We start from the raw sequence: 23,931 nt of genomic DNA on the forward strand, positions 1-23,931 counted from the left end.
CAGCCCCTGACTTCGTTACCGGAGACCTACACGAAGAGGCTCAATCCGGCCGCCATCACGAACCCGGCCACCGACAGCACCGTCTCCAGCACGGTCCACGTCCTCAGGGTGTCGCGCTCGCTGATGCCGAAGTACTTGGCCACCATCCAGAAACCGCCGTCGTTGACGTGCGAGGCGAAGATCGAACCCGCCGAGACGGCCATGATGACGAGGGCCACGAAGGCCTGCGAGTGGTCGCCCTCGGCGAGCAGCGGCGCCACGATGCCCGCCGTGGTCACGATCGCCACCGTCGCGGAGCCCTGGGCGACCCGCAGCACCACCGAGATGAGGTAGGACAGCACGATCACCGGCAGACCCACGTCGTTGAAGGTGTCGGACAGCGCCTGGGCCACCCCGCTCGCCTTCAGGACGGCGCCGAAGATCCCGCCCGCGCCGACCACCAGGAGGATGTTGCCGACCGGCTTCAACGAGGCCGTCGAGACCGTCTCCAGCGACTTGCGGGACCAGCCGCGCCGGATGCCGAGCAGGTAGTAGGCGAGGAGCAGGGCGATGGTCAGCGCCACGAACGGGCTGCCGAAGAACTCGATCACCGAGCGGCCCGTGGAGGGGTCCAGGGCGATCGAGGAGAAGGTGGCGGCGAGGATCAGCACCAGGGGTGTGCCGATGATCCCCACGACCGTGCCCAGCGGCACCGGGTCCTCGCGCGGGACCACACCCTGCGCCCGCTGCTCCTCGACGACGGCCTGCTTCGCCTCTGCGGCGGCCTCGACCATGTCCTGCGGTACGGCGACGAAGATGCGGCGGCCGATCCACGCCGAGTACGCCCAGGCCGCCAGCACCGCCGGGACGCCGCAGACGACGCCCATCAGGATGACCCAGCCGAGGTCGACGTGGAGCAGTCCCGCGGCCGCGACCGGGCCGGGGTGCGGGGGCAGGAACGCGTGGGTCATCGACAGGCCCGCGAGCAGGGGGAGGCAGTACAGCAGGATCGACTTGCCGCCCCGCTTGGCGGCCGCGTAGACGATCGGGGCCAGCACGAAGATGCCGACGTCGAAGAAGACCGGGATGCCGAAGATCAGGCCGGTCAGACCCATCGCGAGGGGCGCTCGCCGCTCGCCGAACACACCGAGCAGCCGGGACGCCAACACCTCGGCCCCGCCGCTGACTTCGAGGATCGCGCCGAGCATCGTGCCCAGGCCGATGATGATCGCGACATGCCCGAGGATGCCGCCCATCCCGGACTCGATGGTGGAGACGGCGTCCGAACGCTGCACGGTGCCGAAGAGTTCGGTCACGGACAGGCCGGCCAGCAGGCCGACGGTTATGGAGACCGCCAGGAGGGCCACGAAGGGCTGGAGTCTGACCCTGATGATCAGGAAGAGGAGGAGGGCGATGCCGAGGGCGGCGACGGTCAGGAGACCCGCGGTGCCGTCGATCAGGAGCAGCAGTCCACCGGTGTGGGGCGGCGCCTCGGTGGGGGTGGATGCCGCGAGGGAGTAGGACAATTGGGGGTCCTCTGGTGGGGTTCACGGAGCATGCGGGCAGGGGGGATCGCGGCACGGCGCCCCCTGCGAACGGGGGCACCGTGCCGTGAGGCGTCACGGTGTGGGTGAAGCGGTACTGCGGGCGTGAGCGTGAGCGTGAGGCGGTACGACGGGCGTCAGGCGCGGCGGCTTGTTTCAGGCGGTACCGCGCGTGCCGGGCGGACCTGTGTGCGCCGAGCCGACGGAGTGTCAGCCGAGGACGGCGAGCGCGTCGATCTCGACCAGGAGTCCGGCGGGAAGGCCGACGTAGACCGTCGTGCGGGCCGCGGGCGGAGCGGTGAGCGGCTGTTCCTCGAAGTACGCGTTGTACAGCTCGTTGAACTCGGCGAAGTGTCCGGTGTCGGTCAGGTAGACGCGGATCATCATCACGTCGTCCCAGCTCGCGCCGCCCTCCTCCAGGATCGCCCTGACGTTGGCGAGGGTCTGGAGGGTCTGCTCGCGCAGGGTGGGTCCGGCGGGCGTCGGCGGCCGGCCCTCCTCGGCGGGCAGGAAGCCGACCTGGCCCGCGACCTGGAGGATGTTGCCCTTCCTCACACCGTGCGAGAACTTCGCGGGCGGGGTGGTGTGGGTCGTGGGGGTGAGGGCGGTCTTCTCGGTCATGCGGTGTCCCTGTCTGGAGCTGGTGCTGATACGGGCGTCCTGCCGGAGTACTCGCCGCTGATGGCGTCCGCCGCGCGGCGCACCGACGGGAGCAGGGTGAGGAGTTCGTCGGCGGTGACGACGACGTTCGGCGCGGAGACCGACATCGCGGCGACCACCCGGCCGTCCGCGCCCCGGATCGGCGCGGCGACACAGTTGATGGACTCCTCGTGACCACCGAGGTCGGTGGCCCAGCCCTGTTCGCGCACCTTCTCCAGCTCGCGCAGGAAAGCAGGGGCGTTGGGGGTCGAACGGGCCGTGTAGAGGGGGTAGTCGAGCTTCTCCGCGATCACTCGCCGCTCGGGCTCGGGCAGGTCGGCGAGGAGCAGCTTGGCGACCGCCGCGACCGTGATGGCGACGGGCTTGCCGATCCGGGAGTACATGCGCACCGGGTAGCGGCTCTCCACCTTGTCGATGTAGAGGACCTCGCCCTCCTCGTACACGGCGAGGTGCACGGTGTGCCCGCAGGTCTCGTTCAGGCGGGCGAGGTGCGGGTGGGCGATCTCGCGGATGTCGAGGTTCTCCATCGCCTCCTGGGCGAGGGCGAAGAGGCGGGCGCCCAGGCGGTAGCGCTGGTCGGACTGGCGGTAGACGAGGCCGTGCTCGTGCAGGGTGCGCAGCAGCCGCAGGGCCGTCGATTTGTGCACGCCGAGGCGGCCGGCGACCTGTCCGAGGTCGGCGGGGCCCTCGGCGAGCAGCGGCAGGATGCTCAGGGCTCGGTCGACGGTCTGGCTCATGGGGTGCGTACCTCCTCCGGTGCGGCCGGGGCTTGCGTCCAGCCCGGGCCGAGTCGAAGTCTCCCCCACGCGGTGTCGTCGAGGGCGGCGAGCCGGTCGGCGTGGTCGCGGGAAGGAGGGACGGCGAGGTCGCCGGGGACGGTGAGGGCGGCGGCGGCCATGAGGTGTCCGTGCCGCAGGCGGTCGCGCACGGGCAGGCCCCGCAGGGTGGCGGAGAGGAATCCGGCGGCGAAGGCGTCCCCGGCGCCGACGGCGGCGACGACGTCGACCCGCGGGGCGGGGACGTGCAGGACGCTCCCGCCGTCGAAGACGGTCGCCCCGAGCGCCCCCTGTTTGACGACGAGGACCACGGGCTCGGGGAACGCGGTCCGTACGGCGTCGGCGCCCTCCAGTCCCCACACCTCGGCCGCCTCGTCCTCGCCGACGAACACCAGGTCGGCGCCGCGGGCCAGTTCCAGGAGCACCTGGGGGCTGTTGCCGTCCGTCCACAGCCGGGGCCGGTGGTTGACGTCGAAGGAGACGAGGGGCCGGGCCGGCCGGGGCGCCGTCAGTTCCCGCAGCAGGCCGAGGCAGTCCGCGGACAGGGCCGCGGTGATCCCGGTGAGGTGCAGCACCCGGCCGGCCCGTACGGCGTCCAGGCCGACGGTGTCCACGGACATCGCGGAGGCCGCCGATCCGGCCCGGTAGTAGGCCACCTCGTGCGCCTCGGTGGCCCGGTCGCCGGCGGTGCGGAAGTAGACGCCGGTGGGGCGGGCGGGGTCGCGTCGTACGGAGGTCACGTCGACGCCGTAGGAACGGACGGTCTCCACGAGATGGTCGCCGAACCCGTCCGTCCCCACCCGGCTGACCCAGCGCGCCGCGTGTCCGGCCGCCGCCAGCGCGCACGCCACGTTGGACTCGGCGCCGCCGATGCCCCGGTCGAAGGACGGTACGTCGGCGAGGCGGCCCGGCCGGGAGGGCAGGAGGGCGACCATGGACTCGCCGAGCGCGACGACGTCCACGACGTCGGGGGCGTTGCGGGGTCCGGTGGCGGTCACGATCGTCGTGGCTCCCGTGCTGGTGCGGGTGAGTGAAGCGAGATGGAGGGTCCCCCGGCCGAAGGCTGGGGGAGGCTCCGTTGACCCCGCGTTGGCCGAGATGTTAGACAGCAGTAAGCGATATACGCAATGGTCGTTGCAGCATCTGCAACGCCCCTGATGGGGAGGTTCCATGGGTACCGAGGCACTCGACGCGCTCGCCGGACTCGCCGGGGAACGGGTCGACCACCGCTTCAAGGGCCTCCCGCCGGACGCCGACGTCCTCACTGTCGGCGAGCTGGCCGCCCAGCGCCGCAACCTGTTCACCGACGGCTTCGCGACCCCCGTGCTGGCCCTCTCCGCGGAGCGGCTCGAGCACAACCTCGCCCTCATGGAGACCTACGCGACCCGGCACGGGCTCGCCTTCGCCCCCCACGGCAAGACCTCCATGGCCCCGCAGCTTTTCCGGCGTCAGATCGACCGCGGCGCCTGGGGCATCACGCTCGCGGTCCCCCACCAGGTGCGGGTGGCCCGGGCCTACGGTGTGCGGCGGATGTTCCTCGCCAACGAACTGGTGGACCCGGCGGCCCTGCGCTGGATCTCCGCGCAGCTCGACGCCGACCCCGGGTTCCGCCTCGTCTGTTACGTCGACTCGGTGCGCGGGGCCGAGTTGATGGACGCGGCCCTGCGCGGCGCCCGGCGCCCGCTGGACGTCGTCGTCGAACTGGCCGCGGGCGAGGGCGCCCGCACCGGAGTCCGTACGGAGGCGGAGTGCGCGGCGGTCGCGGAGGCGGTGGCCGCCGCCCCGACCCTGCGCCTGGTGGGGGTCGCGGGCTACGAGGGCGAGGTCCCGGGGGCCGACCCCGATCGGGTGCGCGCCTGGCTGCGCCGCCTGGTGGCGCTCGCCGCCGACCTCGACCGGGCGGGACGGTTCGCGGACGCCGAGGAGATCGTGGTCAGCGCGGGCGGCAGCGCCTGGTTCGACGCGGTCGCCGACGTCTTCGCGGGCATCCCCGCGCTCTCCCTCCCGGTACTGAAGCTGCTGCGCTCGGGCGCGTACGTCTCGCACGACGACGGCCACTACCGCAAACTGACGCCGTTCAACCGGGTTCCCGGGGAGGGCGCGCTGGAGCCCGCTTTCCGGCTGTGGACGCAGGTCGTCTCCCGCCCCTCCCCCGACCAGGCGTTCGTGAACGCGGGCAAGCGGGACGCGGCCTACGACCTCGACCTGCCCTTCGCCCAGGTGATCCGCCGCGACGGCACGGAACGGCCCGCCACCGGTGTCACGGTGACCGCGCTCTCCGACCAGCACGCCTGGCTGCGCACCACCGCCGAGGCGGACGTCGAGGTCGGCGACTGGGTCGGCCTGGGCCTGTCGCACCCCTGCACGTCCTTCGACAAGTGGCAGCTGATCCCGCTGGCCGAGGCGGACGGCACGGTCGTCGACTACATCCGCACGTTCTTCTAGACGCCACCGGTGTCGGACCTGGCAGGAGGCACGGCATGGAAGACCTCGTCATCCGGGACGCGGACGTCGTCGACGGCACCGGCGCGGACTCCTACCGCGCGGACGTGCTGATCGACGAGGGCAGGATCGTCTCGATCGTGAAGGAGGCGGCGGCGGCCGGCTGCCAGCGCCCCAAGGCGGTACGGGAGCTGGACGCGGAAGGGCTGGTCCTCTCCCCCGGTTTCATCGACATGCACGCCCACAGCGACCTGGCCCTGCTGCGCGACCCCGACCACAGCGCGAAGGCCGCGCAGGGCGTCACCCTCGAAGTCCTCGGGCAGGACGGGCTGTCGTACGCCCCGGTCGACGACCGGACCCTCGAAGGGGTCCGCCGGGCCATCACCGGCTGGAACGGGTACGGCGACGACCTCGACCTCGACTGGCGCTCGGTGGGCGAGTACCTGGACCGGCTGGACCACGGCTTCGGCGGCCGGGGCATCGCCGTCAACGCGGCCTACCTCGTCCCGCAGGGCACGGTCCGCGCCCTCGTCGTCGGCTGGGAGGACCGCCCGGCCACCGACCGGGAGCTGGACCGCATGCGCGGGCTGGTCGCCGAGGGCCTGGAGCAGGGCGCCGTCGGCCTGTCCTCCGGTCTGACCTACACACCCGGCATGTACGCCCCGGGCGCCGAACTGACGGAACTGTGCCGCGTGGTGGCGGAGCACGGCGGCTACTACTGCCCCCACCACCGCAGTTACGGAGCCGGCGCGCTGGAGGCGTACGCGGAGATGGTCGAGCTGACCCGCAAGGCGGGCTGCCCGCTGCATCTCGCCCACGCCACCATGAACTTCGGCGTGAACGAGGGCCGCGCCCCCGAACTGCTGGCCCTCCTGGACCAGGCCCTGGAGTCGGGCGCCGACATCACCCTCGACACCTACCCCTACACGCCCGGCTGCACCACTCTCGCCGCCCTGCTGCCCAGCTGGGCGAGCGAGGGCGGCCCGGCGGAGATCCTGCGCCGGCTCGCGGACGACGACACGGCCGCCCGGATCCGCCACGACCTGGAGGTGACCGGCGCGGACGGCTGCCACGGGGTGCCGGTGGACTGGGAAACGGTCGAGATCTCCGGCGTGGCCGACCCGGCGCTGGGCGACTTCGTCGGCCGCACGGTCCGCGCGTCGGCCGTCCGTCTGGGCGAGGCCCCCTGGACGACGGCACGCCGCCTGCTGATCGAGGACGGGCTCGGCCCGACGATCCTCCAGCACGTCGGCCACGAGGAGAACGTCCGCACGATCATGCGCCACCGCGTCCACACGGGCGGTTCGGACGGCGTCCTGGCGGGCGCCAAGCCGCACCCGCGCGCCTACGGCACGTTCCCGCGCTATCTCGGCCACTACGTACGGGAGCTGGGGATCCTGTCCCTGGAGGAGTGCGTGGCCCACCTGACCGGCCGCCCGGCGGCCCGCCTGCGCCTGCCGGACCGGGGCCTCGTCCGCGAGGGCCATCGGGCCGACCTGGTGCTTTTCGACCCGGCCACGGTGGCGGCCGGCTCCACCTACGACGCCCCCCGCACCCTGCCCACCGGCATCCCGCACGTCCTGATCGACGGCCGTTTCGTCGTCGAGGACGGCCGCCGCACGGACGTGCTGGCGGGGCGGGCGGTCCGTCGCAGTCCCGTGTGACGGAACGCCCCTCCACCGCGCCCCTACGGCTTCGGCAGGGTGCACCCGCTCGCGCTCAGGCTGAGCTGGTTGCCGGTCGTGAAGCAGGCCGGGATCAGGTAGGTCTCCTGGGCGTAGTTGATGCCCTGGCGGACGGTGACGTTGCCGGCGGCGTCGACCTCACAGGGGTTGTTCTCGGTGCAGCGCTCGCCGTCCTCGTTGCCCGTGTTGTTGACGGCGACGACCTTGCCGGTGGCCTGGTCGATCACCGGCGAGCCGGAGGTGCCGCCGATGGTCTGGCAGGCGGAGGTGTAACGGACCGAGTCCTTCCAGGTCCAGTCGCCCTCCTTCATGCGGTACACGAACCCGTCGATGTTGCAGCTGTAGAGCCGCTTCCAGTAGCCGGACGCCACGGTGATGGCGGTGCCGGCGGTCGGGTGGGTGTTCTGCACGGTCAGCGCGGAGATCCCGTACGAGTTCTTGATCGTGGCGTACGTGCTGGTGAGCTGGTAGATCGAGATGTCCGTGTCGGTCATCGTCCCGTAGGCGAGCTTGCTCGCGCGCAGGGTCGCGACCCGCGTGCCGGCCGAGTTGAGCAGGCCGAAGGTGCGGCTGGATGCCTGGTTGACGAGCACCTCGCCCGGCTCCGGGAAACCGGTCGACAGGCAGTGGCCGTTGGAGAGCACCAGCGCCGGGTCGGTGTCCAGGGAGTTCGGGAAGCGGACGACCGAGCCGGAGCAGTTGCTGAGCGCGACGGTCCCTGCGAGGTTGACGGCCTTGAGCGTCGGCGCGGCGGCTGCGGTGTCCGCCTTGACCGGGGTCGCGGAGGCCGGGGTCGCGGGCTTCGCGCTCACCGGCGCGGCCACCGCGGGTGCCGCTCCCGCCCCGGCGATGGCCAGGGCGAAGATCGCGGCAACGAGAGGCTTTCTCATGTGGGGGTCCCCTCTTACGACAAGGCGACCGGAGATCTTCCGGCCGCCCGTTGGTTTTGTCATGCGCATTGTTAGTGCATGAAGAGGAGAGAACAAGGGTCGCTTTTCAGCCGCCGGGGCCGGGATCCACGGGGCGCCCCGGCCTAGGGCGTGCCTTTCTTGCCGGACCCCCGCCCCTTCCCGGGGTTGCCCTTCCCGGGCCTGGACGCCCCGGCGGAGGGAGCGGCGTCCGTCGGACCACCGGTGGCGGCACCGTCCGACGACACGGCGGAGGGGGTCGCGGACGCCGTCACCCCGGAGGAGGGCGTCCCCCCGGCCGAAGCGGACGGCGAGGGCCGCACGGACCTGACGGAACCACCCGGGGAGGGTGTCGGCGCCCCGGAAGGACCGGCCGTGCCGCCCGGCGCCGAGCCCGCCCCCGTCTGCCCACCCTGTTCGGCCCGGCCGCCCTCACCCCGCCGGCCGCCGGCCGGATCGCCGGAGAAGGACACTCCCGCCACCACCGCGGCCAGCGCCACCACACCCACCGCCCCGGCCACGGCCGTCACCCGGCGCGAACGCGCCCCACCCGCCCGCCTGGTCGCGCGCCGGCGTGCCGCGCGCCCGCCGCCCTCGCCCTGGACGGGCGGAACCCGGGGCAGCTCGGTCGTCTCGTCGTAGGCGTTCTCCCAGCCGTGGGCCGCCGCCGGATCGGCGTACCGGTCGTACGAGGACGGATCGGTGTCGGCGTGGGGGTGGTACACGTTCGGCCGCACCCGGGGCGTGCCGCTCTCAGCTGGCCTGGACATGGCCGCGGATTGTAGGGACAGGTGGGTCTCCTGGGACAGCCATCGGCGATACCCATCCAAATCACCCGTCTCACGTGGCGGAAAACACGCCCCTTGACGCGATACCGGGCCGTAAGCTCCCAGACATGCAGGTGATCCAGTCGACCAAGCTCGCCAACGTCTGTTACGAGATCCGGGGTCCGGTTCTCGAGGAGGCGATGCGCCTGGAAGCGGCTGGTCACCGCATCCTCAAGCTGAACACCGGCAACCCGGCGGCCTTCGGCTTCGACTGCCCGCCGGAGATCCTGGAGGACATCCTCCGCAACGTCTCGACGGCGCACGGCTACGGCGACGCCAAGGGCCTGCTGGCCGCACGCAGGGCCGTCGTGATGCACAACCAGACACTCGGCATCGAGACGGACGTCGAGCACGTCTTCATCGGCAACGGCGTCTCCGAGCTGATCGTGATGGCGATGCAGGGGCTGCTGGACGACGGGGACGAGGTCCTCGTACCGGCCCCCGACTACCCGCTGTGGACCGCCGCCGTCTCGCTCTCCGGCGGCACCGCCGTGCACTACCGGTGCGACGAGCAGGCCGACTGGATGCCCGACCTCGCGGACGTCGAGCGCAAGGTCACCGACCGCACCAAGGCGATCGTCATCATCAACCCGAACAACCCGACGGGCGCGGTGTACGACGAGGCGATGGTCCGGGGGCTCACGGACATCGCGCGCCGGCACAACCTCCTGGTCTGCTCGGACGAGATCTACGACAAGATCCTCTACGACGGCGCCGTCCACACCCCGACCGCCAAGGTCGCCCCAGATCTGCTCACCCTCACCTTCAACGGCATGTCGAAGGCGTACCGGGTGGCCGGCTACCGCGTCGGCTGGATGTCGATCTCCGGCCCGCGCGCGCACGCCGACTCCTACATCGAGGGTCTGACGATCCTGGCGAACATGCGGCTGTGCGCGAACATGCCGGGTCAGCACGGCGTGGTGGCGGCGCTCAGCGGACGCCAGACCATCAAGGACCTGGTGCTGCCGGGCGGGCGGCTCAAGGAACAGGTGGACACGGCGTACGAGCTGCTGACGCAGATCCCGGGCGTGACCTGCGTCCGCCCGAAGGGGGCGCTGTACCTCTTCCCGCGCCTGGACCCCGCCGTCTTCAAGATCAAGGACGACCGGCAGATGGTCCTGGACCTGCTGCGCCAGGAGAAGATCATGGTCGTCCAGGGCACCGGTTTCAACTGGCCGGAGCCGGACCACTTCCGGGTGGTCACCCTGCCGACGGCGACGGATCTGCGGGACGCGGTAGGCCGGATCGCCCGCTTCCTGGACGGCTACGGCCAGCCCTAGGGCCGCTCTTTCGGATCTTGCCGGGGGCCACGGGCCCTGGCAGCGGCTCGATGCACGGCTCAACTTTAGACGAGATCTAAGCTAGGATGGTTTCCTGACAGCACAGGAGGCCATCCGTATGTACGAGCCGATCCGCACCAAGTCGGTCCACAGCACGACGATGGCCGGCACACCCTCGGACTTCCCTCACCGCTCCCGCGAGGAAGAACTGGACATCCAGCTCGCAGCCCATCTCGCGGCGCTGCTCGCCGTCACCGACGAGCTGCGCGCAGCGGCACCGTCCGCCGACCTGGACACCGCGGCCGCAGGGCTCGCACAGCAGGTGAGCCGGTTGCGGGGAGGGCGGGCTCCGGTCCGCTCGACCCCCACCGCCGGCCCGGCGGACCCGCACCCCGCGATCCTGCACGAACGGGCGCACGCCCTGGCGGGCCGTGCCCTCCTCGTCGCCGCCTCCCGCGCGGACACGGCGGCGGCGATCCTCGCGGCCCGGCGCATGGACGCGCACACCGCCGCCCTCGTGGAGCAGAAGGAACTGAGCACCGCCGGCTGAACCGCTCACCGGGGCCACCCTCCCGGTGAGCACCTTCCCTCCGGGACCATGAACGGCCCCGGTCCGCGTGCACCCGCAGCGACGCGCGGACCGGGCGCCATCTTTCTCCGTGGCAGGCGGACATCGGCATGGACCACGCCAAGACGCGTGCGATCGCCGAACGACCCGGGGCTTACGCCGAGGGGCCCGAAGGGGCCCGGACTGCCGAGACCGACGGCTTCCGGCGCTACGGCAAGGCCGGTGACCGGACCGGCTGACCGGCGGTCACACGGCAACAGGAACCTCCCCCTCCCGTTGCGTTCCGGGTCACCTCCTTCACCCCCCGTTCACCCGGACCACCCGGGAATGTGTGGTTCCGCGAGCACGCTCCCCCTGTGAGACGAATCGCAGGAATCGTCCTCGCGGTGCTGCTGACGGCGGGTGTGGTGGTCGCCGTCGTCGCGGGCCGCAGCGATGAGGACAAGGGCACGGCAACGAAGACCGTGCGGATGGTGATCGGGTCGGAGAAGGCGGAGTTCTTCACCGACCCTGACGTGGTGAAGGCCCTCGCCGCCAAGGGCTACACCGTCGAGGCCGAGACCTCCGGGTCCTGGGCCATGGAGGGACTGGACCTCAAGGGGTACGACCTCGCCTTCCCCTCCAGCCAGGCGCCCGCCACCGAGCTGGCCGCGAAGTACGCGGTGCGGGGGACCCTCCCCCGCCCCTTCTACTCGCCGCTCGTCGTCGTGGCGCACAAGAACGCCGCCGGGGTGCTCGCGGGCAACGGCCTGGCCACGCTGGACGCCGAGCACCGCGGCACGCTGAGGATGGACGCCTATCTCGCCGCGGCCCGTGCCGACCGGACCTGGCAGCAGCTCAAGGGCGCCGACAAGTACGGGGAGTTGACCGGCACCCTCTACCTGTCCAGCACCGATCCGGAGACCTCCAGCTCCGGCGCCCTCTACCTGGCCGCCACGTCCTACGTGGCCAACGGCGGCAAGGTGGTCGCGAGCCAGGCCGAGGTCGAGCGGACGGCGCCCCTGCTGCACAAGCTGGTCAGCGTCCAGGGCGCCCAGCAGTCCAGCACGGACGCGGCCTTCCGGGACTTCGTCAGCGGCGCCGGCAACCCCCTCGTCCTGGTCTACGAGTCGCAGGTCGCCTCGCTCCTGGCGGACGGGCAGCAGCCGGACGACCTCGTCGTGCTCTACCCGGACACCACCGTCAACAGCGACCACACCGCCGTACCGCTGACCGAGAACGGTGGCGCTCTCGCCCGGCTCCTGTCCACGGACCCGCAGGTGCGCAGGCTGGAGATCCGGCACGGGTTCCGTCCGCAGGGCGTCGCCGCCGAGTTCGCCTCGGCCACCACCTACCTCAAGCAGCAACTGACCGGCGTCCGCCAGGCGCCCGTGCCCACCTCCGCGGTGCTGCACGAGCTGGCGCGACGGGCGCGCGGATAGGGGGAGACAGCAGATGACAGAAGACACCTTCACCCTCACGCCGCCCGAGGCCGTCGCCGCCGTGCCGCGCGAGAAGGCCGGCGGACTCGTCCCCGTCGACGACTCCGTCCGTACGGACATGGCCTCGAAGGCGGCCGCGTACGTCGAGGGGCTCGCCGCCCTCGACGCACGCTCGCCCGAGTTCGCCGGCAAGGTCGGCGAGATCACCGCGCTGGGCGCCGGCGAGATGCGCACGGCCGCCGCGCAGTCCAACCGCATGCTGGAGCGGACCATCAGGAGCCTGCCCGACAAGGGCGGGGACGCCCAGTCGCAGGTCGCGGGCTCGCTCGTGGAGCTGCGGCGGGTGGTCGAGGACCTGGACCCCCGCGACCTGCCGGCGTCCAGGGGACGGAAGTTCCTGTCCCGTCTGCCGGGCGGCAACAAGCTGCGCGACCACGTGGCGAAGTACGCCTCCGCACAGGGCACCCTCAACAGGATCGTTGGCTCGCTGCGCGGCGGCCAGGACGAACTGCGCCGTGACAACGCCGCCTTGCAGACCGAGCGGGTCCGCCTCTGGGAGACGATGGGCAAGCTCCAGGAGTACGTCGTCCTGACCGACGCCCTGGACTCGGCGGTCGGGCAGCGGATCGCCACCGCCGAGGCCACCGACCCCGAGCGGGCCGACCACCTGCGCGCCGACGTCCTCTTCCCGGTCCGGCAGAAGCACCAGGACCTGCTGACCCAGCTCGCGGTCTGCGCGCAGGGCTACCTCGCCATGGACGTCGTACGCCGCAACAACGACGAGCTGATCAAGGGCGTCGACCGGGCCGCGACGACCACCGTCGCGGCGCTGCGCATCTCGGTCATGCTGGCCTCCGCGCTCGACCACCAGAAGAAGGTGATCGAGCAGGTCAAGGCCTTGCGCGGGACCACGGAGGACCTCATCCGGGGCAACGCGGAGATGCTCGCGACCCAGAGCGGGGAGATCCAGCGCATCGCCGCCGACCCGGCGGTCGGCGCGGAGACCCTGCGGTCCGCGTTCCAGCAGATCTACCGCACCCTCGACGCCATCGACACCTACAAGGTGCAGGCGACCGAGGCGATGGCGGTGACCGTGGAGAACCTGACGGCCGAGCTCCAGGAGGCGAGCGGCTACCTGGACCGCAGCCGCTCGCGGGGCGCCCTGGAAGGCGGGCCGGCATGAGACGTTCCCTCCTCGCCGTGACGGCCCTCGCTCTCGTCCTGACCGCCTGCACGGCGCGGCACGGCGACACCGACGACCCCGCCGCGGCCGAGCCCGGCACCCTGCGGATCCTCGCCTCCAGCGAGCTGAGCGACATGGCGTCCGTGCTGGAACAGGTGCGCAAGGACACGGGCGTGAAGGTCCGGCCCACCTACATGGGCACCCTGGACGCCGTGAACCTGCTGGCGAAGGGCGGCGCCGACGGGAAGTACGACGCCCTGTGGCTGTCCTCCGACGCCTATCTGCGGCTGCGCCCGGAAGCGGCGAAGAAGGTGGTCTCACAGACGCCGATCATGTCGAGCCCGGTGGCCCTCGGCGTGCGGACCGCCCGCCTGAACGCCCTCGGCTGGAAGGCCGGCCAGGTCACCTGGACGCAGATCGAGCAGGCGGTCCAGGACGGGAAGCTCACCTACGGCATGACCGATCCCGCCCGCTCCCACTCCGGTTTCGCCACGCTGATCTCGGTCGCCTCGGCGCTCTCGGGGGCCCAGTCGGCGCTCACCGACGCGGACGTCGGCAAGGCGACCCCGCGGCTGAGGGAGTTCTTCAAGGGGCAGCAGCTGACGTCGGGGTCGTCGGGCTGGCTGGCGGCCGCGTACACCCGGCGCGGCGACGTCGACGCGCTGCTCAACTACGAGTCCGTCCTGAAGGGCATCCCGGGGCTGACGGTGATCCGTCCCACGGACGGCGTCGTCACCGCCGACTACCCGCTCTCCTCCCTGACCGCGACCGACGCCACCACCCGGGCGAACGTCAAGCGGGTCACCGACGCCCTGCGCACGGAGGCCGTCCAGCGGCTGATCACCACCAGGACGCACCGCCGTCCGGTCGTCGCCTCGGTGCCGCCCGCGGCCGGCCTCGACAGCACGCGCCGGCGCGAACTGCCCTTCCCCGGCAGCCGTTCGGTGGCCGACGGGCTGCTCGACGCCTACGAGAACGACCTGCGCCGGCCCTCGCGGACGGTGTACGTCCTCGACACCTCCGGCTCGATGGAGGGCGACCGGCTGAGCCGTCTGAAGGACGCCCTGGCCGACCTCACCGGCGACTTCCGCGACCGCGAGGAGGTGACGCTGATGCCGTTCGGGTCGGACGTGAAGCGCGTCACCACGCATGTCGTCAGCCCCGCCGACCCGAAGGCCGGGATCGCGGCGATCCGCGCGGACGGCGAGCAGCTCGAGGCCGACGGCGGGACGGCGATCTACACCTCGCTGGAGAGGGCCTACACCCATCTGGGCAGCGACCGGGACACGTTCACCTCCATCGTGCTGATGACGGACGGCGAGAACACCCAGGGCGACGACGCGGGCGACTTCGACGCCTTCTACCGGGACGACCTGGCTCCGGCCGGGAAACAGGTCCCCGTCTTCACCGTCCTCTTCGGGGACTCCGACCGCTCGGAACTGGAGCACATCGCCGAGCTGACCGGCGGCCGACTCTTCGACGCCCAGCAGGGCTCGCTGGACGGCGCCTTCGAGGAGATCCGTGGCTACCAGTAGGTTCGTCGGGTACCTGGAGTCCCGTAAGAACATCGCCGGGAGCGCCGGCGGGCTGGTCGGCCTGGTGCTGACCTTCACCGGGGTCGCCGGACCGTACTGGCCGGTGGTCGTCGCCGGTCTGTACGGGGCCGGTGCGCTGGTCGCCCCGCCCGAGCGGCCGCCCCTGCCGGACTTCCCGGACGCGTCGGCCCAGCTGGACGAGGTGCGCGGCGACTTCGAACGGCTCGGCGGCTATCTCGCGGAGGTCGAACTGCCCCCGGCGGCGGCCGGGCGCCTCACCGAACTCACCGGCCTGCTGGCGGCGCTGCTGGAGCCCGGCTGGGTGGCCGAGATCCTCGCCCGTGACCCGGAGGGCGTCCACACGCTCTCGCGGACCGTACGGCAGGATCTGCCCGAGGCCGTCGACAGTTTCGTACGGACGCGCTGGTGGACGCGGATGACCCCCGGCCAGGAACCGCCGGAGCGGCACCTGGAACGCCAGCTGACCCTTCTCCAGGAGGAGGCCGAGCGGCTGACGGCGGAGCTGCGCGAGACGGAGGCCAGACGCCAGGAATCACATACCCGCTACTTGGAGGACCGGTCACCGTAGTCGCCCCGGGGGCACGGGCGACCGCGCGGCCGGCGCGACGAAGGGCATCCGGGAAGCACGGAGCGAAGGTCTGTCGTCTGCTTCCCGTCGGGGCGGACGGGAAGCAGACGACAGACCCAGAGCCGCGTACGCCGTTGTGCGCGGCTTCGCCGTACCGCACCGCGGCCGGCCGTGACGATCATTGGTCAGGGCCATCCGTGCCGACCGCGGAGTCTTGTCGGGGCGGGTGTCAGCCCAGGCGCCGCACCAGCGCGCGGTACTCGTCCCACAGTTCCTTCGGGGTGTGGTCGCCGAAGGTGTTGAGGTGCTCGGGGACCAGGGCGGCCTCCTCGCGCCAGACCTCCTTGTCGACGGTGAGGAGGAGGTCGAGGTCCTCGTCGTCGAGTGCGAGGCCCTTGGTGTCGATGGCCTCCTTCGTCGGCAGGATGCCGATCGGGGTCTCGACGCCCTCGGCGTGACCGTCCAGACGCTCCACGATCCACTTCAGGACACGGCTGTTCTCGCCGAAGCCCGGCCACACGAACTTGCCCGCGTCGTTCTTGCGGAACCAGTTGACGTAGTAGATCTTCGGGAGTTTCGCCTGGTCCTTGCCCTTGGCGACGTCGACCCAGTGACCCATGTAGTCGCCCATGTTGTAGCCGCAGAACGGCAGCATGGCGAACGGGTCGCGGCGCAGCTCACCGACCTTGCCCTCGGCGGCGGCGGTCTTCTCGGAGGCCACGTTGGCGCCGAGGAAGACGCCGTGGTTCCAGTCGAAGGACTCCGTCACCAGCGGGACCGCGGAGGCGCGACGGCCGCCGAAGAGGATCGCCGAGATCGGCACGCCCCTGGGGTCCTCCCACTCGGGCGCGATGATCGGGCACTGCGCGGCGGGGACGGTGAAGCGGGCGTTGGGGTGGGCGGCGGGCGTACCGGACTGCGGAGTCCAGTCGTTGCCCTTCCAGTCGGTGAGGTGGGCCGGAGTCTCCTCCGTCATGCCCTCCCACCAGATGTCGTTGTCGTCGGTGAGCGCCACGTTGGTGAAGACCGAGTTGCCCCACAGCGTCTTCATCGCGTTGGCGTTGGTGTGCTCGCCGGTGCCGGGTGCGACGCCGAAGAAGCCGGCTTCGGGGTTGATGGCGTACAGGCGGCCGTCCTCACCGAAGCGCATCCAGGCGATGTCGTCGCCGATCGTCTCGACGGTCCAGCCGGAGACGGTGGGCTCCAGCATGGCGAGGTTGGTCTTGCCGCAGGCACTCGGGAACGCGGCCGCCACGTACTTCGACTCGCCCTGCGGCGGGGTCAGTTTGAGGATCAGCATGTGCTCCGCGAGCCAGCCCTCGTCGCGGGCCATCACCGAAGCGATGCGCAGGGCGTAGCACTTCTTGCCGAGCAGGGCGTTGCCGCCGTAGCCGGAGCCGTAGGACCAGATCTCGCGGCTCTCGGGGAAGTGCGAGATGTACTTGGTCGTGTTGCAGGGCCACGGGACGTCGGCCTCGCCCTCGGCCAGCGGCGCTCCGAGCGTGTGCACGGCACGCACGAAGAACCCGTCGGTGCCGAGTTCGTCCAGCACGGGCTGTCCCATGCGGGTCATGGTGCGCATGGAGACGGCGACGTAGGCGGAGTCGGTGATCTCGACGCCGATCGCCGAGAGGTCGGAGCCCAGCGGGCCCATGCAGAAGGGGACGACGTACATCGTGCGGCCGCGCATGGAGCCGCGGAACAGGCCCTTCTCACCGGCGAAGATCTCCCGCATCTCGGCGGGCGCCTTCCAGTGGTTGGTCGGGCCGGCGTCCTCCTCCTTCTCGGAGCAGATGAAGGTGCGGTCCTCGACGCGGGCGACGTCCGTCGGGTCGGAGGCGGCGTAGTAGGAGTTCGGGCGCTGGACCGGGTCGAGCCTCTTGAAGGTGCCCTTGTCGACGAGCTCGTCGCACAGTCGCTCGTACTCGGCCTCGGATCCGTCACACCAGACCACGTTGTCCGGCTGCGTCAGTTCGGCGATCTCGTTCACCCAGGAGACGAGTTCCTGGTGCTGGGTGGGGATGACGGGGGGAGCCGCGATGTCGCGCGCCACGATTGCTCCTAAATGAGGGATTTTGTGTTGGAGGCCCCGTGGGGGCTGCGACCCGGATGCTTCTGATGACCTTGGCGCTCATCCGGTGTCGACCGCACTCATTTGATCATCCGATGCTACCGCCCATCTGTCCAGAGGGCCTCACAGGTGAGCGGAGTGAGGATGGCCACGCTTAGAGGCGACGTTTTGCGTCCACATGGCGTTCAGCCGAACATCCTTTGACGAACACCCGTGAGACGATGGCCACTCTTCCCCTTCGGGCTCGTCGTACTGACGCGTAACCTACGGTTCCGTAGGTACGATTCGCCCATGACAGCGCCCGTCCCCGACGCGCCCACGGACTCGCAGGCCGCCGGCCCCGCGCCCGTCGCGCACTCCCTGTCGGAAGAGATCAAGCCCAAGCTCCGCGGCTGGCTGCACCTCGGCATGTTTCCGGCCGCCCTCGTCTCCGGACTGGTCCTCACCGCCCTGGCGGACTCGACCCGCGGCCGCGTCGCCTGCGGAATCTTCGCCCTGACGGCCTGCCTGCTGTTCGGGGTGAGCGCCCTCTACCACCGGGGCGACTGGAGCCCGCGGATGGACGGCGTCCTGCGCAGACTCGACCACGCGAACATCTTCCTGATCATCGCGGGCACCTACACACCGCTCACCCTGCTGCTCCTGCCGGAGTCGAAGGGGCGGTGGCTGCTGTGGAGCGTCTGGGCCGCCGCGGTCGCGGGCATCGCCTTCCGGGTCTTCTGGGTCGGCGCCCCGCGCTGGCTGTACACCCCCTGCTACATCGCGATGGGGTGGGCGGCCGTCTTCTTCCTCCCGGACTTCATGCGGGCGGGCGGCATCGCCGTGATGGTCCTGGTGATCGTCGGCGGGCTGCTCTACAGCGCGGGCGGCGTGATCTACGGCATCAAGCGCCCCAACCCCTCACCGCGCTGGTTCGGCTTCCACGAGGTCTTCCACTCCCTGACCCTCGCCGCGTTCGTCGTGCACTACGTCGGCATCTCCCTGGTGGCGTACCAGCACGGATAGCACCCCTTTCCTGACATCCCGGCCACGGCTCTCGAGCCGTGGCCGTTTTTCATGCCCTCAGAACGCTCGATATTGACATTGGCCATCATTTGAAAGCTACTCTCATTTCATGGCCACTCTCAAGAACTCCGCAGCACCGGGGTCCGACCCCCGCCGCTGGTGGGCCCTCGGCGCCCTGGTCGCCAGCATGCTCACGCTCGGCTTCGACACGACGATCCTCAACGTGGCGCTCCCGACGATGGCCGGGCAGCTCGGCGCCGACACCGGTCAGCAGCAGTGGATGGCGGACGCGTACGTCGTCGTCTTCGCCGCCCTGATGCTCCCGGCCGGTCTGCTCGGCGACCGCTTCGGCCGGCGGAACATGCTGATCACCGGGCTCGGCATCTTCCTCGCCGGTTCGCTGGTCGGCACCCTCGCCCAGGACGTGAACGCGGTGATCGCCGCCCGCGCCGTGATGGGCGTCGGGGCCGCGCTGGTCACCCCGCTCGCGCTGTCGGTGCTGCCCTCGCTGTTCACACCCGGGGAGCGCACCAGGGCCGTCGGCATCGTCTCCGCCGGTTCGACGCTCGGGCTGCCGCTCGGACCGATCATCGGCGGCTGGCTGCTCAACCACTTCTGGTGGGGCTCGGTCTTCCTCATCAACATCCCGATGGCCGCGATCGGCATCGCCGCCTGCGTGTTCCTGCTGCCGGAGACCCGCGACCCGTCCTCCCCCGAGGTCGACGTCGTCTCCACCGCGCTCACCGCGGGCGGGCTCGGCACACTCATCTACGCGATCATCGAGGCGCCCACCCGCGGCTGGGGCGACCCGCTGGTGCTGGGTACCGGTGCGGCGGCCGTGGTACTGATCACCGCGCTGGTGCTGCGCGAGCGGCGGGCCGAGCGGCCCATGCTCGACATGGGACTGCTCGCCCACCGCGGCTTCCTGTTCAACACGCTCGCGGCGACCCTCCTCATGTTCGTGCTGTCCGGCCTGCTGTTCGTCCTGCCGCAGTACCTCCAGGCCGTCCTCGGCAACGACGCCCTCGGCACCGGCGTGCGGCTGCTGCCGATGATGGGCGGTCTGATCGTCGCCGCCCGGGCCGCGCAACCCGTCGTGGAACGGTTCGGGGCGCGGGCCGTGGTGAGCGCGGGCCTGGTGGTGCTGGCCTTCGCCGCCCTCCTGGGCAGCCGTACGACGGTCGACTCCGGGTACGGCTTCACCGCGCTGTGGCTGTCGATCGTCGGGTTCGGCTTCGGCTTCTCGATCGTGCCCGCGATGGCCGGCGCCCTGGGCACCCTGCCCTCCGACCGCGCCGGCAGCGGTTCCGGCCTGCTGATGACCCTGCGCCAGGTCGGTGGAGCCATCGGCATCGCCCTGCTCGGCAGTTTGCTCGCGAGCACCTTCCGCGACCGCCTCGACGTCACCGGCCTGCCCGCCGGGACCGCCGACACGGCCGGGGACTCGGTGGTCGCGGCCCGGGTGATCGCCGAGAGGACGAACCTGCCGGACCTCGCCGCCTCCGCGAACGCCGCCTACGTCCACGGCATGAGCCTGGTCATGCTGGTGTGCGGGCTCGCCGCCCTGGCCTCCGCACTGCTGGCGGCGGCGTTCCTGCCGACGGGACCGCAGGCCGAGGGCGTCGGCGCCGAGGACACCTCCACGGGGGACGCCGGGCCGGGGGACGCCGGTGCCGGCTTGGTCACCCCCTCGGCCGATGCCCGACAATGAGCCCCATGACGGCCGCACACACCAACCCTCCCGCCGAGCATCCCCAGCCGGGTCTGCGCGAGCGCAAGAAGATCAAGACCCGCGAGGCCATCCGCACCGCCACCTACGCGCTGGTCGGGGAGCAGGGTTACGAGGCCACGACGATCGACCAGATCGCCGAACGCGCCGAGGTGTCGCCGTCGACCGTCTTCCGCTACTTCCCGACCAAGGAGGACATCGTCCTCACGGACGAGTGGGACCCGATCCTGATGCGGGAACTACAGGCCCGCCCGGCGGACGAACCATGGCCGGAGACCGTCCGCTACGTGATGCTCAAGGCCCTGCGCATGGGCCTCCAGGACGATCTGGAGGTCGCGCGGCTGCGCACCCGCCTGATGGTGCAGGTGCCCGCGGTGCGCTCGCGGATGATGGAGAGCATGTCGGTCACCGGCCGGATGTTCAGCCTCGCGGTCGGCGAGCGCACCGGCCTGGACCCCGACAGCCTGGAAGTCCGCGTCTACACGATGTCCCTCGTGGGCGGCCTGATGCAGACGTCCATGTACTGGGCCGAGCACGGCCACCAGGACGACTTCGAGGACCTGCTCGTGCGCACACTGAACGTCCTGGAACAAGGCCTTCCCCGGCGGAAACCCTGAGACCGGCGCCCCTCCCCCATGCCATCCTGACCAGGTGAACGCATTCGAGATCCGCGTCGAAGTCGCGCCTGACCTCGCCCTGTTCGTCCCGCACGCGCGGCGCGCGGGAGCCACCTCACTCGCCGTCGACGGCGTGTCCACCCTCGGCCATGTCGTCGAGTCGCTCGGGGTGCCACTGACGGAGGTGGGCACCCTGCTCGTCGACGGCCGCGCGGTACCGGTCTCGCACATCCCGGCCGCCGGGGAGGCGGTGGCCGTCCGACCGGTCGCCCGCCCCCAGCGGATCCCGGGAGCGCCGCTGCGCTTCCTCCTCGACGTCCACCTCGGCACCCTGGCCCGCCGGCTGCGCCTGCTCGGCGTGGACACGGCGTACGAGTCGACGGACATCGGCGACCCCGCGCTCGCCACCCGCTCGGCGGCCGAACAGCGCGTGATGCTCAGCCGCGACCGGGGGCTGCTGCGCCGCCGTGAACTGTGGGCGGGCGCGTACGTCTACAGCACCGATCCCGAGGAGCAGCTCCGCGACGTCCTCGACCGGTTCGCGCCCCCGCTGCTTCCCTGGACGCGCTGCACCGCCTGCAACGGTCTGCTGAGGCAGGCCACCAAGGAGGAGGTCGCCGACCAGCTGCGCCAGGGCACCCAGCAGTCCTACGACGTGTTCGCGCAGTGCCTGTCCTGCGGGCGGGCGTACTGGAAGGGCGCGCACCACGAGCAGCTGGTGGCCATCGTGGAGCGCGCCCTGGCGGAGTTCGCGGGCTAAGGGCTGTCCCGCAATCCTGGCGGGCGCGCGACGACAGCTACGGCACCTCGCCGCGTTGTCGGAACGCCCGAATACATCCGGTATGCGGACGTGCCTCCGCCTTGCGATGCACCGCATCTGACGCCGCGCACTGATCCACCAGGGATTACCGGACAGCCCTTAGACGTACGGAGCCGCGCCGCACGGCCTTCGGCCCGCTCCTCCTCACGCGGGTGCCCACCGTGGTGTCCCCCGTCGTCTCAGCCGGTCACCACGGTGGTCAGCGCCGAGCGCAGCCGCTCGGGGTCGGTCGTGGGCGCGTCACAGGTGAAGTCACGGCACACGTACGCGGTCGGCTCGCCGTTGACCGGCGGGCGGTCGGCCAGCAACGGGAACTCGTCGCTCCCGGTGGTGCCGAACGCGACGACGGCTCCCGGGGCCGTGCCCAGCAGCGCCGTCCGCAGCAGGGTCTCCGAGGCCGGGTCGGCTGCGTCGGGCAGGACCACGGCGACCTCGCGCGGTCCGTCGAGCAGCGCCTCGGCGGTGGCGAGCCCCCATCCGATGAACCGGGGCACGCGCGGCCCGAGCGCCTTCACCACACCCAACGCCCGCTCCGCCGCGGTCCGGTGGGGCTCCGAACCGGTGTGGGCGGCGTAGCCGAGCAGCGCGCCGGCGGCGGCCGTCCAGCCCGAGGGCACGGCGTTGTCGGTGGGATCCTGCGGACGCCGGATCAGTCGCTCCGCGTCGGCCGCGGTGTCGAACAGCGCACCGGACTCGTCGTCGACGAACCGGGTCAGGACGTGATCGAGCAGGAACCCGGCGAACTCCAGCCAGACGCCCTCCCCGGTGACGGAGGCCAGGGCGAGGAATCCCTCGGCGACGTCGGCGTAGTCCTCCAGGACGCCCGCGTTGGGCCCGACCTGCCCGTCCTTGCTGGTACGGGCGATACGGGCCTGGTCGTCGAGATGCAGCCGGACGAGCAGATCGGCGGCGCCCACCGCGGCCTCGACGAGATCCGGCCGGTCGAAGTAGGCGCCGGTCTCGGCGAGCGCGGCGATCGCGAGCCCGTTCCAGGCGGCGACGACTTTGTCGTCCAGGCCGGGGGCGGGACGCCCGTCGCGCACCCGCAGCAGCCGCTCCTTGATCCCGGCGATCCGTTCGGCGTCGAACACCTCGTCCTGCTGCGGGAGCTGGAGGACGGAGGAGCCCTCCTCGAAGGTGCCCTCCTGCGTGACGCCGAAGCAGCGGGCGGCGAGCTCCGCGTCCTGCGGCCCCAGCACCTCGGTGAGCTGGGCGGGCGTCCAGACGTAGTAGACGCCCTCGACGTGCCTGCCGCTCCCGTCGTCGCTGTCGGCGTCGAGCGCGGAGGCGAACCCACCCTGATCCGTGCGCAGTTCGCGCACCATGAAGTCGGCGGTCTCCAGGGCGACCCGGCGGGCGAGCTCCGACCCGGTGGCCCGCCAGAGGTGGGCGTAGACGCGGCAGAGCAGGGCATTGTCGTACAGCATCTTCTCGAAGTGCGGCACGGTCCAGTCACGGTCGACGGAGTACCGGGCGAAGCCGCCGCCGAGCTGGTCGTAGATGCCGCCCCTGGCCATCCGCTCGCAGGTGTCCCGCGCCATCTGGAGCGCGCCCTCGGCGCCGGTCCGCGCGTGGTGGCGCAGGAGGAACTCGATCACCATCGACGGGGGGAACTTCGGCGCGCCGGCGAACCCGCCCCGCTGCGGGTCGTACTCCCGGGTCAGCCCGAGCAGCGCCTGCGACAGCTCCTGCTCACCGGGGGGCTGGCTGTCCCCGTAGGAGATCTCCCGTCCCGCCAGATCCCGGACGATCTTCCCGGCGACCTCGGCCACCTCGTCCCGCCGGTCGGTCCACGCCTGCCGCACGCCCTCCAGCACCTGCCGGAAGGAGGGCATGCCCTGCCGGGGCGCGGGCGGGAAGTACGTGCCGAAGTAGAACGGCTCGGCGTCGGGCGTGAGGAACACGGTCATGGGCCAGCCGCCCTGCCCGGTGGCCGCCTGGACGGCCTCCATGTAGACCGCGTCCACGTCGGGACGCTCCTCGCGGTCGACCTTGACGCTCACGAAGTGCGCGTTGAGGTGGTCGGCGGTCTCCTGGTCCTCGAAGGACTCGTGCGCCATCACATGGCACCAGTGGCAGCTCGAATACCCGACGCTCAGCAGCACCGGGACGCCCCGCCTGCGTGCCTCCTCGAACGCCTCCGCCGACCAGGGCCACCAGTCGACCGGGTTGTCGGCGTGCTGGAGGAGGTACGGGGACGTCTCATGGGCCAGTCGGTTCGGCATGGGGTCCATCCTGCCGCAGTACCCCACCCGTCGGCTGTCACGCGCCCACGCGCGGCGACGCGCCCGC

21 protein-coding genes are annotated in these 23,931 nt (G+C 71.5%); 13 read left to right on the plus strand and 8 right to left on the minus strand.

Features of this window, described 5'->3' with window-relative positions:
• Positions 1-26 precede the first annotated feature (26 nt).
• From OHS71_RS15585 to OHS71_RS15600, 4 genes are all read right to left on the minus strand, one after another.
• Positions 27-1,505 (minus strand): GntP family permease, encoded by a 1,479-nt coding sequence (locus OHS71_RS15585; protein ID WP_328479984.1) that lies wholly within the window; start codon positions 1,503-1,505, stop codon positions 27-29.
• A gap of 228 nt (positions 1,506-1,733) precedes the next feature.
• On the minus strand, positions 1,734-2,144 hold the full coding sequence (locus OHS71_RS15590; protein WP_328479985.1) for a RidA family protein: 411 nt from the start codon (positions 2,142-2,144) through the stop codon (positions 1,734-1,736).
• A complete protein-coding gene (locus OHS71_RS15595; RefSeq protein ID WP_328479986.1) occupies positions 2,141-2,920 on the minus strand; it encodes an IclR family transcriptional regulator in 780 nt (259 codons plus the stop codon). Before OHS71_RS15595 ends, OHS71_RS15590 begins: the two co-directional genes overlap by 4 nt.
• A complete protein-coding gene (locus OHS71_RS15600) occupies positions 2,917-3,957 on the minus strand; it encodes a sugar kinase (protein ID WP_328479987.1) in 1,041 nt (346 codons plus the stop codon). The genes OHS71_RS15595 and OHS71_RS15600 overlap by 4 nt, the downstream gene beginning before the upstream one ends.
• Before the next feature lie 172 nt (positions 3,958-4,129).
• Between OHS71_RS15600 and OHS71_RS15605 the strand changes: the two genes are divergently transcribed.
• Together OHS71_RS15605 and OHS71_RS15610 are read left to right on the plus strand one after the other, a co-directional pair.
• Complete coding sequence (locus tag OHS71_RS15605) at positions 4,130-5,404, plus strand: amino acid deaminase (RefSeq protein ID WP_328479988.1); 1,275 nt, start codon at positions 4,130-4,132, stop codon at positions 5,402-5,404.
• Positions 5,405-5,439: 35 nt separating this feature from the next.
• A complete protein-coding gene (locus OHS71_RS15610; protein WP_328479989.1) occupies positions 5,440-7,065 on the plus strand; it encodes an N-acyl-D-amino-acid deacylase family protein in 1,626 nt (541 codons plus the stop codon).
• Positions 7,066-7,088: 23 nt separating this feature from the next.
• Here OHS71_RS15610 and OHS71_RS15615 read toward each other — a convergent pair whose 3' ends face one another.
• On the minus strand, positions 7,089-7,976 hold the full coding sequence (locus OHS71_RS15615) for a S1 family peptidase (protein WP_328479990.1): 888 nt from the start codon (positions 7,974-7,976) through the stop codon (positions 7,089-7,091).
• 143 nt (positions 7,977-8,119) lie between these two features.
• Positions 8,120-8,764 carry a hypothetical protein gene (locus tag OHS71_RS15620; protein WP_328479991.1) on the minus strand — a complete coding sequence of 215 codons (645 nt, stop codon included), beginning with the start codon at positions 8,762-8,764 and terminating at the stop codon, positions 8,120-8,122.
• A gap of 125 nt (positions 8,765-8,889) precedes the next feature.
• Here OHS71_RS15620 and OHS71_RS15625 point away from each other — a divergent pair, with 125 nt between their 5' ends.
• The 7 genes from OHS71_RS15625 to OHS71_RS15655 all read left to right on the plus strand — a co-directional run bounded on the left by OHS71_RS15625 (position 8,890) and on the right by OHS71_RS15655 (position 15,397).
• Positions 8,890-10,101, plus strand: a complete 1,212-nt coding sequence (locus OHS71_RS15625; protein WP_328479992.1) for a pyridoxal phosphate-dependent aminotransferase — start codon at positions 8,890-8,892, stop codon at positions 10,099-10,101.
• A gap of 118 nt (positions 10,102-10,219) precedes the next feature.
• Positions 10,220-10,651, plus strand: a complete 432-nt coding sequence (locus OHS71_RS15630; protein ID WP_328479993.1) for an SCO4983 family protein — start codon at positions 10,220-10,222, stop codon at positions 10,649-10,651.
• A 128-nt stretch (positions 10,652-10,779) separates the two neighbouring features.
• Entirely contained in the window at positions 10,780-10,908 is a 129-nt protein-coding gene (locus tag OHS71_RS15635; protein WP_328479994.1) for a hypothetical protein, read from the plus strand.
• 117 nt (positions 10,909-11,025) lie between these two features.
• Complete coding sequence (locus OHS71_RS15640; protein ID WP_328479995.1) at positions 11,026-12,090, plus strand: substrate-binding domain-containing protein; 1,065 nt, start codon at positions 11,026-11,028, stop codon at positions 12,088-12,090.
• Between the two features lie 13 nt (positions 12,091-12,103).
• A complete protein-coding gene (locus OHS71_RS15645) occupies positions 12,104-13,273 on the plus strand; it encodes a toxic anion resistance protein (RefSeq protein ID WP_328479996.1) in 1,170 nt (389 codons plus the stop codon).
• Entirely contained in the window at positions 13,270-14,808 is a 1,539-nt protein-coding gene (locus tag OHS71_RS15650; RefSeq protein WP_328479997.1) for a vWA domain-containing protein, read from the plus strand. Before OHS71_RS15645 ends, OHS71_RS15650 begins: the two co-directional genes overlap by 4 nt.
• On the plus strand, positions 14,795-15,397 hold the full coding sequence (locus OHS71_RS15655) for a hypothetical protein (RefSeq protein WP_328479998.1): 603 nt from the start codon (positions 14,795-14,797) through the stop codon (positions 15,395-15,397). The genes OHS71_RS15650 and OHS71_RS15655 overlap by 14 nt, the downstream gene beginning before the upstream one ends.
• 229 nt (positions 15,398-15,626) lie before the next feature.
• On the opposite strand, the gene OHS71_RS15660 is transcribed toward OHS71_RS15655, so the two are convergent.
• Positions 15,627-17,450, minus strand: coding sequence for a phosphoenolpyruvate carboxykinase (GTP) (locus tag OHS71_RS15660; protein WP_328479999.1), 1,824 nt, complete (start codon positions 17,448-17,450; stop codon positions 15,627-15,629).
• Positions 17,451-17,759: 309 nt separating this feature from the next.
• Here OHS71_RS15660 and trhA point away from each other — a divergent pair, with 309 nt between their 5' ends.
• The 4 genes from trhA (at position 17,760) to OHS71_RS15680 (ending at position 21,579) form a co-directional block, all read left to right on the plus strand.
• Positions 17,760-18,473 (plus strand): PAQR family membrane homeostasis protein TrhA, encoded by a 714-nt coding sequence (gene trhA / locus OHS71_RS15665; RefSeq protein ID WP_328480000.1) that lies wholly within the window; start codon positions 17,760-17,762, stop codon positions 18,471-18,473.
• Between the two features lie 109 nt (positions 18,474-18,582).
• Entirely contained in the window at positions 18,583-20,184 is a 1,602-nt protein-coding gene (locus OHS71_RS15670; RefSeq protein ID WP_328480001.1) for a DHA2 family efflux MFS transporter permease subunit, read from the plus strand.
• Positions 20,185-20,189: 5 nt separating this feature from the next.
• Positions 20,190-20,819: a TetR/AcrR family transcriptional regulator gene (locus OHS71_RS15675; protein ID WP_443046959.1), complete on the plus strand. Its 630-nt coding sequence runs from the start codon at positions 20,190-20,192 to the stop codon at positions 20,817-20,819.
• 34 nt (positions 20,820-20,853) lie between these two features.
• Complete coding sequence (locus OHS71_RS15680) at positions 20,854-21,579, plus strand: Mut7-C RNAse domain-containing protein (RefSeq protein ID WP_328480003.1); 726 nt, start codon at positions 20,854-20,856, stop codon at positions 21,577-21,579.
• A gap of 239 nt (positions 21,580-21,818) precedes the next feature.
• Here OHS71_RS15680 and OHS71_RS15685 read toward each other — a convergent pair whose 3' ends face one another.
• Positions 21,819-23,864, minus strand: coding sequence for a thioredoxin domain-containing protein (locus tag OHS71_RS15685; RefSeq protein WP_328480004.1), 2,046 nt, complete (start codon positions 23,862-23,864; stop codon positions 21,819-21,821).
• Between the last annotated feature and the right edge of the window lie 67 nt (positions 23,865-23,931).

Source organism: Streptomyces sp. NBC_00377 (genome assembly GCF_036075115.1).
GTDB lineage: Bacteria > Actinomycetota > Actinomycetes > Streptomycetales > Streptomycetaceae > Streptomyces.